Origin of the sequence: Nocardioides panacis (assembly GCF_019039255.1) — a bacterium.
GTDB classification, from domain to species: domain Bacteria; phylum Actinomycetota; class Actinomycetes; order Propionibacteriales; family Nocardioidaceae; genus Nocardioides_B; species Nocardioides_B panacis.
Window position 1 is genome coordinate 440,504 of record NZ_CP077062.1, and the last position, 11,813, is coordinate 452,316.

Genomic DNA, 11,813 nt, shown 5'->3' on the forward strand with positions numbered 1-11,813 from the left:
GAGGGTCTCCTTGGCTGTCGCTCGAGTGCGAGCGTGCTCAGCGAACATCTCGGTCCTGGGGAAAAGCCGGGGGCCGGCCTCGACCGACCCAGGGCAGGGACGACAGGACCGCCGCAGCGAACGCGGCGACCACCCCGCCGGCGAGCCGCTGGTCCGAGCGGACATCGGTCCACGGCCAGCTCAGGGCGGTGAACCAGTCGGAGGCGAACAGCGACGTGCTCGTCCAGAGGTGGCCGGCCTGCACCAGCAGCAGGAGCGCGAGGACCACGACCAGCAACCGGGCGTCCCGCTCGTCGCGGCGTTCCGCGGACGCACGGTCGACACCGAGGAGCGGGCCCAGGAACAGCCATCCGGCTGCCAGGACCGCTGCGGCGGTCCCGGCGTGAAGGGCCGGGCTCCGCAGGGAGGCCTCGAGCAGCGGCGTCATCAGGGCCGCGGCCAGCACCAGGACGAGGGCCACGAGCCCGTTCACCGGGCCGGGTCGGCGGACGTGGGTCGGCCGGGTGCCCGAGGCTCCGCGGAGCAGGCTGACGAGAAGGATCGGAGAGCCCCAGGTGAGCAGCGCCGGAACGACCAGGCCCATGACCAGCAACCGCGTCGCCTCCGCGCTGATCAGCGCGGCCGAGTAGCTCCCCAGCCCGCCGCACATCGCCCAGGCCGCGACGACCTCCGCGGCGAGGAAGCAGGCGGTCCGCCGCGCGGGCCACGGGTGGCCCCGTCCCACCAGCCGCCGGCGCGCGAGGAGGTAGCCCAGGAGGGTGCCGGCCACGATGCTCAGCACGAGGACGTCGGGCCGGAAACCGGTGATGAGGTTCCAGGCGCTGACCGGCTCGATGCTCCGGTCGACGGTGGCGAAGGTGTTCGCGTGCGGGGGAGTGGCGCGGGTGAGCGCGTCGGTGGGCGGCGCGGTGCGGGCCAGGGCCACGGCGAGTCCCGTCGCCACGGCCATCAGCGCGGACTCGGCGACCGCGAGGCGGGCGAACGCGTGCGGTGCGCCGGCGGCGAGCCGCGGCAGCGCCCAGCGGCGGTGCGCGGCCCCCAGTGTCCCGAGGACGCCCAGGACGAGCGCCTTGACGGCGGCCAGGACGCCGTACGGCGAGTGCCAGGTTTCCCACGAGAGGCCCAGGCGCACCCAGCTGCCGGCCAGCCCGGACAGGGCGACCGCCACGAAGCACCACAGGGCCACGCGGCTGAAGCGGGACATCACCACCGGCAGGAGGTCCGTCTCGCGTCGCAGGTGGACCACGACGACGAGCAGGCCACCTGCCCACAGGGAGGCGGCGAGCACGTGCACGACCAGGCTCTGGGCCGCGACGTAGTGGCTGGACGCGGTGGCCACGTGCCCGGCGACCAGCAGCGGGACCAGGGCGAGACCCGTGCCCGCGAGGGCCCACCGGACAGCGCCCGGACGTCGTGCCCGGGCGCCGAGGACGGCCACGGCTGCGCCCGCGACCGCGACGAGCAGGAGGCCGCGGTTCTGCGGGGTTCCCCAGGCGAGGCGGTACAGCGCGGGCGTGCCGACCACCTCGCGCACACCTCGACCGACGAGCTGCGCCGTCCCGGCGAGGAGCAGGCAGACCGCCGCGGCCGACCAGGCCAGCGCCCACCTGCCCGCGAGCCTGACCAGGCGTCGGGCGGGGGCGGACAGCCTCCCCTCCGGGCAGGGCATCAGCCACCCGGCCAGGAGGAGGCACCCGGCCACGGCGAACGTCGTGACGTCCAGCAGCGTGCGGGCCAGTGGCACCATCCACGCGGTCAGTGGGCCGGCGTCCTGCAACCCGGGCGTCGCCCGGGGTACGCCGCCGCTGAGCAGCACGGCGAGCACGAGAGAGGTCGCCGCGAGCAGCACCAGCAGCCAGCCGAGGGGCCGGAGGGTGGGAAGCCCCGCACGGAGGACCGACCGCGGGTGCGAGCCGAGGCTGGTCACCGCGCCTCCTCGTCCCGCGAGGTCCGGCGGCGGGCGGCACCGAGCCCCAGCACCAGCGCGAGTGTCACCGCTCCCAGCCCGGCGACCACCCACGTGGACGACGAGGGACCGCCCGGAGGCCCGGCAGCGGTCGCGACGACGGCCCGGTCGGCCACGTCGCGCGTGGCGGCAGCGGGTCGCGCGGCCGAGGCGCTCGTGCCCACCACCCGGAACCGGTAGCTGCCGGTGACGGCGTGACCGTCGCTCGCGACCACGCGGTAGGCCACGCGGTAGGTCCCGGGGCGCGCCGTGCCGCGGAGCGGGACCCTCGCCTGACCGCCGCTGACGGCGACCGCACCGGAGACGCGCACCGCCCGCTCGTCGCGCACGAGGACCTGCGCCCCCGCCGGCAGCAGGGTGTCGGTGAAGGTCAGGGTCAGGTCGGCGGGCGGCCCGGCGACCACCTCCCCCGCCTCCGGAGCGGCACCGACGAGGTCGGTGTGGGCGAAGGCCGGCGAGGCCCCGTCGCGCGCGCAGGCCACGACGAGGACGGCGACGGCGAAGGTCAGGAGGCGGCGCAGCTGGGAGTTCATGGTGCGAGTCCTCCTCGGGTGGGGGGCAGTGGCCAGACCACCGCGTCGACCCGTGCCTCGAGTCGGGAGAGGGCGACCGCTCCGAAGTGGCGGGAGTCCCGGGAGTCGGCGCGGTTGTCACCGAGCACGAACACGTGCCCGGCGGGCACGAGCACCGGGCCGAAGTAGACGCTGTCGATCAAGGTGGGGTCCGCGTAGGGCTCGACCCTCCGGTGGCCGTCGACGTACAGCCGGCCGTCCCGCAGCTCGACCCGCTCGCCGGCGAGCGCGACGACCCGCTTGACCAGCAGGCTGCGGCCGTCCCCCAGCCGGAGGGCCACCACGTCACCGTGCCGCCACGTCCCGTGCCGGCGGCTCACCTTGTCCACGAGCACGTGCTCCCCGGCGGTCAGGGTGGGCGCCATGCTGCCGGTGCGGATCCGGAGCGGCTCGGCGACGAAGAGCCGGACGGCGAGGACGCCGAGGACCAGCACGACCAGCACGGTCAGCCCGCGCGACACGCGGCGGGACGCGGCAGCGGTGCGGTGCATCAGACGGCCGTGGCGCGGTCCGCGGTGATCGGGTCGCACCGGGGGTCGTCGTCGTGGTCCCCGACCTTGAACTGCATCATCATGTCGTGGTCCTCGTGGACCAGGTTGTGGCAGTGCATCATGTAGCGGCCGTGCGGCGTGGGCCAGCCCTCGCCCGCGGCCGGCCCGGCGAATCGCATCGCCACCCGGACCGTCTCGTTCTCGCCCACGTAGACCACGTCCTTGGGGCCCTTCTCGTGCGCGTAGACGGGGGCGGGCAGCCCGTCCCGGGTGCGGGAGAGGATCTGGAAGTCCACGAGGTGGATGTGCACGGGGTGGAACCAGCCGCCGGAGGTGTTGCTGAGCTGCCAGATCTCGACGTCACCCTCGGCGGGGTCCGCCATGCAGTGCGTGTACTCGCTGTCGATGACGTCTTCCCAGGTCTCCCCGTTGATGGTCCACCTGCTGTTCTTGCGGATGAACTTGAACTCCCGCTCGTGCACCCCCTGCTCGCGGAGCGCCGCCTCGGTGAAGGTCATGCACTCGGCGGGCGGGACGGCGTCCTCCCAGTAGGCGGGCACCGCGTTGTTCTCGGTGCTGGTCGCGTCGCCCCTGACCCGGAAGCGCATGGCCTGCTTGACGCCGTCGTAGTCGATGTTGTTCTTCGGAAGCAGGTTCGTCAGCGTCAGCAGGGTGTTGTCGGGGTACTTCGCGAAGTCGACGACCACCTCGTACCGCTCGGCCATCCCGTGGCGGAAGCTGCTCACCACCTGGGGCCTGGGCATCAGGCCGGCGTCGGTGCCGATGACGGTCATGGGCACGCTCGAGGATCCCGCGACGAGCCGCCACTCGAAGGATCGCGAGACCGAGGCGTTGAGGAACCGGAAGCGGTACTTGCGGCGTTCGACGACCATCTCCGGCCAGGGCACGCCGTTGACCAGCAGCACGTCGCCGTACACCCCGGACTCGCCGTTGTCGTTGTAGATGAGCGAGCCGTCCGTGGCGAACATGGCGTCGCGCAGGATCAGCGGGACGTCGTAGCGACCTTGCGGGATGCCCAGGGCCTGCTCGCGCCTGTCGTGCAGGACGTACATGCCGGCGAGCCCGTTGTAGGCGTTCTGGGAGGTGTGGTGCACACCGTGGTCGTGGTACCAGAGCGTGCGCGCCTCCTGGCAGTTCGGGTAGAAGTACCTCTTGCGCTCACCGGGGTAGGTGACGTCGGAGGCGTACCCGTCGTACTGCGGCAGCGACGAGGAGCCGTGCAGGTGGGTCGAGGTCGACCGTTGGAGCGGGTCGGAGGTGTACGGCGAGGGGGGCCTTCGCGCTCTGGTACGGCGCGGCCGGTGGCCGCTGCAGCAGGTTGGTCTGGTTCACGATCACCGGGTTGTCGTGGAGGACCCGGATCGTGGGCCCCGGCGCGACGCCGTTGTAGCCGAAGACCGGTGTCTTGTAGCCCGGCAGGATCTCGCTGACGGTGAAGGTCTGCGCCACCTCGTAGCGCGGGTAGCTCCGGGTCATCCCGTCCCAGCAGCCGATCTCCGCGGTGCCGACCGGGCTGAGCTCGGGAGGGCGCAGGAACGGGAGTGAGAAGTACTTCGGCAACTTGCTGGTGGGCATCCGGGTCGCGGTCGTGGCGGTGAAGGCGGACCGCTCCAACGGGATGGCCATGGCCGCCCCGCCGGCGACGGCGATCTTGATCAGGTCGCGACGACTCAGTGTCATGTGTGGCCCCTTGGTTCGCGATGAGCGTGTCTGGCCGCACTGTCGACCACCGGGCTGGGGAAAACCTGGGGTCAGGAGACCCGCCGCGTCACGGTGCGGCGAGGGCGGGAGGGATCGTCACGCGCAGCACGGACCCCCCGGTCGGGCCGGCACCCAGGGTGAGGGTCCCTCCCAGGTCGTGGACGGTGTCCGTCAGCAGCTGCAGGCCGAAGTGCCCACGCCTGACTTCACCGGCCCCCTCCGGGCCGACGCCGTCGTCGGTGACCGTGACGACCCAGGCTCCCGGCTCCCTCGTCATCCGCACCGTGGCCGAGGCGGCACGGCCGTGCTTCACGACGTTGCGCAGACCCTCTCGGACGACCCGGTAGGCGAGCGTGGCGACCTCGAGGGGGACGTCCGGACCGGCGTCCAGCTCGACCACCACCTCGACACCTTCTTCACGCGTCCGGTCCGCGACGCCGTGGATCGCGGTCGACAGACCGCCCGCGGCGAGATCCGGCGGGTACAGGTCGATGAGCATCGACCGCAGGGCGTCGGCGTCGCGGCGCACGAGGTCGGTGATCGTGCGGACGGTCTGCCGCGCCTCCTGCCCGGCCGGGTCGTCGGCGAGCCGGGTCTCGACGGTCGGGAGCGCGAAGGCGATGCCGGCCATGTCCTGGATGACGCCGTCGTGGAGCTGCTCGGCGATCCGACGCCTCTCCAGCTCGGAGGCGTCGAGGGCGTGCCGCACGATCCGGGTGTGCTCGGCCTGGCTCTGCTCCACCCGCCGGGCCAGCCGGAGGGCCATCGGCAGGACGGCGGCCTGGAAGAGCACGAGCCCTCCGATCCCGACGGCGAGGACGCCGGTGATGATCGCGGTCTCGTCCCGGCGCAGGTCGTCGAGCGGGAGGTAGGCCTCGAACACGATCGGGCGGCCGTCCGCGTCGTGGGTGCCGGCGTAGACCTCGAGGAGCTCCTCCTCGTCGCGCTCCTCGACGTTCTCCGCACGGTCGAGACCCGACACCTCCGCCGTGACGTTCCGGGTCCCGAACAGCGACCGCACGTCGGCCGGCAAGACGTACCTGCGTCCGGTCAGGGAGGTCTCGTCGGCCCAGAGCACGGTGCCGTCCGCGCTCCACAGCTTGATGTGGCTCAGCGACCGGTCCCGCATCCTGGTGCGCATCTCGGTCTCCAGCCGCGCGGTCGCGGCCGGTTCACCGTCTCGCACCGCGGCGTTCACCAGAGGGGCGGCCACCTGTTGGGCCAGCAGGGACGCGTTGGTGCGAGCCTCCCGCAGGGCCTGTCTCTGGGCCACCCGTCCCCCGACGAGGGTGGTGCCCACCGCGAGGATCACCAGTGCTGCTGCGCTTGCGACCACGAACCGGAGGACGGCGCTACGCACCAGCGAGGACGGGCGGGTCACCGTCCGAACCGGTTCGAAGGGATCCCGTCAGCTGGCGCTGTCACGGAGAAGTCCGTGCTTCTGCGCCACGGCCACGGCCTCGAGCTGCGAGTGGACGCCCAGCTTGTTCAACAGCCGGCGGACGTGCCCGCGGCACGTGTGCGGTGAGATCCCTTGCTGGGCTGCGATCCGTCGTACGTCGAGGCCGTCGCTCAGCGCCAGCAGGGTCTGCCGCTCACGGGCCGTCAAGGTGACGAACTGGGGCAGGCGCGCGTGGTCGGGCTCGGCCGAACGAGTCAGGAGCTGCATGAGCAGCCCGGGCGCCACCGTGAGCCCGCCCGACCGGGCCGTCCGCAACGCGTGCAGCGTCTCGATCAAGGGTCCGTTCTTCGGCAGCAGGCTGCAGGCGCCGGCGTCGGCTGCCCGCCGCATCAGCGCGACGTCGACCCGGGCGGTGAGGACCACGACCCGGAGGCCCGGATGCCGGCGGGTCAGCTCGGCGGTCGCGGTGATGCCGTCCCCGTCACCGAGCTCGACGTCCATGACCACCACGTCGGGACGCACCTGGTCGACGACAGCCAGAGCCATGTCGGCGCCGGTTGCGGTGCCGGCGCAGCGGAGTCCGTCCTCGTGCCGCAGGGCGAGGGCCAGCAGCTCGGTGAAGATGACGTGATCGTCGACGATCACCACGCGCAGCTCGTCGAGGTCGCCTTGCCCCGTTGGCGCGCACGTTGTCTCGAGCACCGTCATGTTTCCCCACCCCGACAGCCGTTGAACCGGGTCCCCACCCGCCCCCATGGTCCGACAGCACGCACGGATCCGACAATAGGTAGATCGGGTCAAGAAAGGGGTCAGGCCACCCCGACCAGACTCTCGGCCTGGTGGACGAGCCGGCGGTCGTCGAGGGCGAGGGTGATGCCTGACGAGGACTCCAGGGCGCCGCGAAGGAGCCTCAGCAGCTGTCGTACCTCGGTGACGTCCGCGCGGAGGGTCCGGCCGGGGCTGGTGCGCAGCATGTCCAGGTAGAGCTGCTGGCTGTCCGGGCCGGGCTCCAGGCCCAGCTCGTCGATCGTCCGCCGGCGCAGCTCGGCGTAGGCGCTCAGCGCCTCCACGGTCGCCCCCGCAGCGCACAGGGCGCGCATGAGCAGCTGCCAGGAGAGCTCGGACAGCGGGTCGTGGTCGATGGCCCGACGAGCCAGCTCCGCGGCGGCGTCCGGCCGACCCTGCCGCAGGGCGAGCTCCCCGGAGCGGCGGCAGGCACGGACGTGCTCGACACCGAACACGGCCCGCTCGCGCTCCGCCCACGGCGCGTAGGGCTCGCTGGCCAGGAGGGCGTTCGGGGCCAGCCGCAAGGCCTGTTCCACCGACGGTTCGAGGCCCCCGCCCACCTGACCGCTCAGGAGGCCCCTGACCTCGTGGAGGTCGACCGCGACCTGGGCGGGGTCGAGGACGTAGGCGCCGGCCGTCGAGGCGAGGGCGGAGCCACGGCCCCCCCGACACCTCGAGCCGACGCCGGACCAGGGAGACGTAGCTCTCGAGGGTGCCGGTGCAGGTCCTGGGCGGTCGGCCGTCCCACAGCAGCTCGGCGAGCCGGTCCTTCGTCACCGGCGTTCCCAGCGAGGCCGCGAGGATCTCGAGGATCTGCCGCGGCTTGGTCCCTCCCACGTCCGTGACGAGCCGTCCGTCGGGCAGCGTCACCGCCGTCGGGCCGAAGAGGCGAACCCGCAACCTGTCCATGTGCTGACCCCGTTTCCGCGTTGGCTGGGCCCCACCTTCCTGTCGGCAGCAGCACGCGAACAGACCAAGGTGCGCTCGTGGCGACGGTCAAAGTTGAGTAGTGCGTCCGGGGCCGGAGGACCCCCGATCGGGCGGCACGCTCCGTCGCCCGCCCGTCCGGAGACTCTTGATCGGGCGGTCAATCAGCGGGATCCTGGAGGCAGTTGATTCGCCTCCGATCGACGGATCCCGTTCCTTGGAAGGTGGTTGATGTGAAGCGGTGGAGTCACCCACAGGACTTTGTCGCACTGGTAGCCGGCGTCTACGCGGCACTCTCCCCGATCTGGACCACGACGACGACTGCGGCCACATGGACCGTCGTCGTCCTGGGGGTCGTCACCGGGGCACTGGCCGTGCTCTCACTGGCCCGACCAGGAATGCTCGCCGACGGCCTGATGGCCGCGATGGGCGTGCTGTTCGTGCTCTCGCCGTGGGTGGTGGGCTTCGCCAGCACGCACCCGATGGCGTGGACGGCCTGGATCGTCGGCGCCGTCGTCTTCGTGGTCGGCGCCTCGGACGTCGTCGAGGCACGCGTGTCCCACCACGGTGGCGGCCTGGCGGCCTCGCACTGAGGCAGGAACGCGCAGCATGGGACGGGCCCGCCCGCGGGACTCCGGGCGGGCCTCGCCCGCCCCGCCCGCCGAGAGCAGCGGCGCTGCGACCCGCCGCCGCATCCTCGACGCGGCGGAGGACCTGATCGCCCAGGACGGCTTCGACGCGACCCCGACCGCGGACATCGCGGCGCGCGCCGAGGTGCCCAAGGGACTGCTGTTCTACTACTTCCCGAAGAAGGTGGACCTGCTCCGCTCCCTGCTCGCCGAGCGGCTGCCCTCGTCCCCGCTGTTCGCGAGCGGGGACGTCGTGCTGCGCGGGGACATCGCCGGCTCGCTGATCCGGCTGGCCCACAAGCTCACCCTGCGCAGGTCCCAGTCGCCGGTGCTGGGCAGCATCCTGTTCCGCGAGGCCGGGACGCACCCCGAGGTCGGTCACCACCTGCGGACCGTGCACGACGAGCTCGTCGCGCTGACCGAACGCGTGCTCGAGGAGGCCGCGTCGGTGCCCCTCAACCGGCCGCGACGCCGCCAGGCTGCCGACACCTACGTCGCGGTCCTCCTGCACGACGCGAACTCCCACCGGTACGGCGGTCCGCGTCCGGACCTGACGGCGGCCGCGACGATGATCTCCACGAGCCTGACCTCCGGACACGGGGACGTCGCCGACGGCTGACCACGAGGCCCTTGCGTGGCAGGAGCGGGCGGGCGAAGCATGGAGCCATGCCCCCCCGGCGCCCCCGTCTCCACCGTCGAGCTCGACGAGCTGCTCGTCACCGTCGTCGTCGACAACGCGACGGACACCCTGTCGTCGGTCCCGGCCGGCGTCCCGCAGGTCGCCGAGATGGTGCACCTGCTCGAGGGCGGACCGTCCCTCGGGACGCACGACGGACACGACCTGGTGGCGGTCTTCGAGCGGCTGTGCGTCGCCTGCCACGGCTTCTCGGTGCTCGCCACCGGGCGCCGGGGAGAGGACGCCGCCACGGTCCTGTTCGACGTCGGCCCGTACGGCGACGTGTGGCTGGGCAACGCCGCCCGTCTGGGGATCGAGCTGGCGGACGTCTCCGTGCTGTTCGTCTCCCACTGGCACGGCGACCACACGGGAGGCATCCCGGCCGTGGTCGGCGCGATCTCCGAGGCACGGGACCGGGCCGGCCGGGAGCCGCTCCTCGTCGACGTGCACCCGGACCGGCCCGACCGCCGCGGGATGCTCACCGCCCCGGGCCCGTTCGCGATGCTGCCGGCCGAGCCCACGTTCGCCGAGATCGAGTCGGCGGGCGGGAAGGTCGCCACGCACGCGGACGTCCACGCCGTGGCAGGTGGACTCTTCCTGTCCAGCGGGGACATCCCCCGGACGACGGACTACGAGACCGGCCTCGCGGTGCACTACACCTGGCGCGGGGGACGGGCCGTCCCGGACCCGGAGATCCACGACGAGCGCTTCCTCGCGGCACAGGTGCGCGGCCGGGGCACCACCGTCTTCTCCGCGTGCTCCCACGCCGGCATCGTCAACGTGGGGCTCGAGGCCCTCCGCCTGCTGCCGGAGCGGCCGGTCGACCTCGTGCTCGGCGGCTACCACCTCGCCGGAGCGGCCGTCGAGGACCGGATCGGCGCCACCGTCGCGGACCTGGCCCGCCGGGTCCGCCCCCGCATCGTCGCTCCCGGGCACTGCACCGGCTGGCGGGCCGCGGGCGCTCTCGCGGCGGCGTTCGGCCCCGCCGGTTTCGCCCCCTCCGTGGTCGGGACCCGGTTCCTCCTCGAGGCACCCGCCGAGCCGGGGGAGTGAGCGGGCCCCGCCGGTGCCCCGAGGACGTCGTCCGCAACGGGTGATGCCCCACCCGGCGGAGTCCGGGAAGCCTCGGTGGCGGTGCGGGGGACGGCGCCGTCAGCGAGGAGGCCGACATGGGCGTGCACGGTGCGGTCGGCGACCTGCTGGCCGCGGCGGCGGTCGATCCGGTCCCCTGGGCGCGGTCCCAGATGGCGTTCACGCTCGCCTTCCACATCGTCCTGGTCCCGCTCGGCGTCTCCTGGGCGTTCCTGACCCTCGTCGCCAACTACCGGGCGCTGCGGCACGACGACCGGGACGCGCTGCTCCTGGCCCAGCGCTGGTCGAAGTACATGGCGGTGACGTTCGCCGTCGGGGCGGTGACCGGGACGGTGCTCAGCTTCGAGTTCGGGCTGCTCTGGCCGCGGTTCATGGGCCGGTGGGGAGCCGCCTTCGGCGTGCCTTTCGCGTTCGAGGGCCTGTTCTTCTTCACCGAGGCGATCTTCGTCGCGATCTACCTCTTCGGCTGGCGCCGGCTCCGGCCGTGGGCGCACTTCTGGACGGGGGTGCCGATCGTCCTCGCCGGCGTGCTCGGGGCGGTCTCCGTGGTGGCCGCCAACGCCTGGATGAACGCGCCGGCCGGCTTCCACGCTGGACTCCGGCGGCACGGTGGTGGACGTCGACCCCTGGGGCGTGATCTTCAACAAGGCCATGCCGCTGGAGGCCGCGCACATGGTCGTGGCGGCGTACCTCGTCGGCGGGTTCCTGATCTCGTCGGTGTACGCCGCGGGGATGCTCCGCGGCCGGACCGACCGCTACCACCGCCTCGGGTTCGTCATCCCGTTCACCGTGGCCGCGATCGCGACGCCGCTCCAGATGGGCGTGGGCGACACGCTCGCCCGCTGGGTGTACGACGAGCAGCCGGTCAAGTTCGCCGCGATCGAGCTGGTGCCGCACACCGGCTCCCACGTGCCCGAGACGCTGCTCGGCCACCTGAACCCGAACGGCACCGTCTCCGGTGGGGTCCCGATTGCCGGCATGGCGTCCTGGCTGTCGGACCCGAGCACCGGCACCTCGACCGTCGTGCAGGGTCTGGACAGCGTGCCGGCCGGCACCCGGCCCTCCGTGGCCGAGACCAACCTCGTGCACCTCGGGTGGGACGTGATGGTCGGGCTCGGGACGCTGCTGTTCCTACTGTCGGCCTGGTACGCCGCGGGCTGGCTGTTCCGGCGCCGGATGCCGGACGGCCGCTGGTTCCTGCGCGCCGCCTCGTGCGCCGGCGTCCTGGCCGTCGTCACCATGGAGGCCGGCTGGGTGGTCACCGAGGTCGGCCGGCAGCCCTGGATCGTCTACGACCTGATGAAGGTCGAGGACGCGGCGACGGCCAACGCCGGGGTCTGGGTCACGTTCGTGGCCGTGGTGCTGCTCTACGTCGCGCTCGGCGTCACCACTATCATGGTGCTGCGCTCGATGAGCCGGCGGTTCCGCCGCGGCGGCGGCTTCGTCGACCACGACGTCCCCTACGGGCCCGCCGGGACAGACCCGCCCGAGACCGTGGAGCCGGTGCCGTGAGCACCGCGGTGGCGGTCGTGCTGCTGCTCGCCCTCGCG

General features: G+C 72.9%; 12 protein-coding genes and 1 pseudogene. 5 read left to right on the forward strand and 8 right to left on the reverse strand.

Annotated features, from left to right (window positions below; translation table 11 throughout):
- Positions 1-37 precede the first annotated feature (37 nt).
- The 8 genes from KRR39_RS02255 to KRR39_RS02290 form a co-directional block, all read right to left on the reverse strand.
- Positions 38-1,927 (reverse strand): cytochrome c oxidase assembly protein, encoded by a 1,890-nt coding sequence (locus KRR39_RS02255; protein ID WP_216940387.1) that lies wholly within the window; start codon positions 1,925-1,927, stop codon positions 38-40.
- The gene (locus tag KRR39_RS02260; RefSeq protein WP_216940388.1) at positions 1,924-2,499 is read right to left on the reverse strand and encodes a copper resistance CopC family protein; all 576 of its coding nucleotides are present in this window, start codon (positions 2,497-2,499) and stop codon (positions 1,924-1,926) included. Before KRR39_RS02260 ends, KRR39_RS02255 begins: the two co-directional genes overlap by 4 nt.
- Positions 2,496-3,029 carry a signal peptidase I gene (gene lepB, locus KRR39_RS02265; protein WP_216940390.1) on the reverse strand — a complete coding sequence of 178 codons (534 nt, stop codon included), beginning with the start codon at positions 3,027-3,029 and terminating at the stop codon, positions 2,496-2,498. The genes KRR39_RS02260 and lepB overlap by 4 nt, the downstream gene beginning before the upstream one ends.
- Positions 3,029-4,273, reverse strand: coding sequence for a multicopper oxidase family protein (locus KRR39_RS02270; RefSeq protein ID WP_367303772.1), 1,245 nt, complete (start codon positions 4,271-4,273; stop codon positions 3,029-3,031). The genes lepB and KRR39_RS02270 overlap by 1 nt, the downstream gene beginning before the upstream one ends.
- Positions 4,209-4,730, reverse strand: coding sequence for a multicopper oxidase domain-containing protein (locus KRR39_RS02275; RefSeq protein WP_216940394.1), 522 nt, complete (start codon positions 4,728-4,730; stop codon positions 4,209-4,211). The genes KRR39_RS02270 and KRR39_RS02275 overlap by 65 nt, the downstream gene beginning before the upstream one ends.
- An 88-nt stretch (positions 4,731-4,818) precedes the next feature.
- Complete coding sequence (locus KRR39_RS02280; RefSeq protein ID WP_216940395.1) at positions 4,819-6,087, reverse strand: sensor histidine kinase; 1,269 nt, start codon at positions 6,085-6,087, stop codon at positions 4,819-4,821.
- 72 nt (positions 6,088-6,159) lie between these two features.
- Positions 6,160-6,861, reverse strand: a complete 702-nt coding sequence (locus tag KRR39_RS24185) for a response regulator transcription factor (RefSeq protein WP_254185465.1) — start codon at positions 6,859-6,861, stop codon at positions 6,160-6,162.
- A 101-nt stretch (positions 6,862-6,962) separates the two neighbouring features.
- Positions 6,963-7,475 carry an AfsR/SARP family transcriptional regulator gene (locus KRR39_RS02290; RefSeq protein ID WP_216940397.1) on the reverse strand — a complete coding sequence of 171 codons (513 nt, stop codon included), beginning with the start codon at positions 7,473-7,475 and terminating at the stop codon, positions 6,963-6,965.
- Between the two features lie 624 nt (positions 7,476-8,099).
- On the opposite strand from KRR39_RS02290, the gene KRR39_RS02300 reads away from it, so the two are divergent.
- The 5 genes and pseudogenes from KRR39_RS02300 to KRR39_RS02320 all read left to right on the forward strand — a co-directional run bounded on the left by KRR39_RS02300 (position 8,100) and on the right by KRR39_RS02320 (position 11,775).
- The gene (locus KRR39_RS02300; protein WP_216940399.1) at positions 8,100-8,459 is read left to right on the forward strand and encodes an SPW repeat domain-containing protein; all 360 of its coding nucleotides are present in this window, start codon (positions 8,100-8,102) and stop codon (positions 8,457-8,459) included.
- A gap of 16 nt (positions 8,460-8,475) precedes the next feature.
- Positions 8,476-9,114 (forward strand): TetR/AcrR family transcriptional regulator, encoded by a 639-nt coding sequence (locus KRR39_RS02305; RefSeq protein ID WP_216940400.1) that lies wholly within the window; start codon positions 8,476-8,478, stop codon positions 9,112-9,114.
- A 39-nt stretch (positions 9,115-9,153) separates the two neighbouring features.
- On the forward strand, positions 9,154-10,224 hold the full coding sequence (locus KRR39_RS02310) for an MBL fold metallo-hydrolase (RefSeq protein WP_216940402.1): 1,071 nt from the start codon (positions 9,154-9,156) through the stop codon (positions 10,222-10,224).
- 191 nt (positions 10,225-10,415) lie between these two features.
- Positions 10,416-10,796 (forward strand): annotated as a pseudogene (locus tag KRR39_RS25815) (cytochrome ubiquinol oxidase subunit I); the annotation flags it as partial.
- Between the two features lie 76 nt (positions 10,797-10,872).
- On the forward strand, positions 10,873-11,775 hold the full coding sequence (locus KRR39_RS02320) for a cytochrome ubiquinol oxidase subunit I (RefSeq protein ID WP_216940404.1): 903 nt from the start codon (positions 10,873-10,875) through the stop codon (positions 11,773-11,775).
- Positions 11,776-11,813: the final 38 nt, after the last annotated feature.

Coding starts and splice junctions, on each gene's coding strand:
- KRR39_RS02260 (WP_216940388.1), bottom strand. CDS start 2,499: ATGAACTCCCAGCTGCGCCGCCTCCTGACCTTCGCCGTCGCCGTCCTC.
- lepB (WP_216940390.1), bottom strand. CDS start 3,029: ATGCACCGCACCGCTGCCGCGTCCCGCCGCGTGTCGCGCGGGCTGACC.
- KRR39_RS02275 (WP_216940394.1), bottom strand. CDS start 4,730: ATGACACTGAGTCGTCGCGACCTGATCAAGATCGCCGTCGCCGGCGGG.
- KRR39_RS24185 (WP_254185465.1), bottom strand. CDS start 6,861: ATGACGGTGCTCGAGACAACGTGCGCGCCAACGGGGCAAGGCGACCTC.
- KRR39_RS02305 (WP_216940400.1), top strand. CDS start 8,476: ATGGGACGGGCCCGCCCGCGGGACTCCGGGCGGGCCTCGCCCGCCCCG.
- KRR39_RS02310 (WP_216940402.1), top strand. CDS start 9,154: ATGGAGCCATGCCCCCCCGGCGCCCCCGTCTCCACCGTCGAGCTCGAC.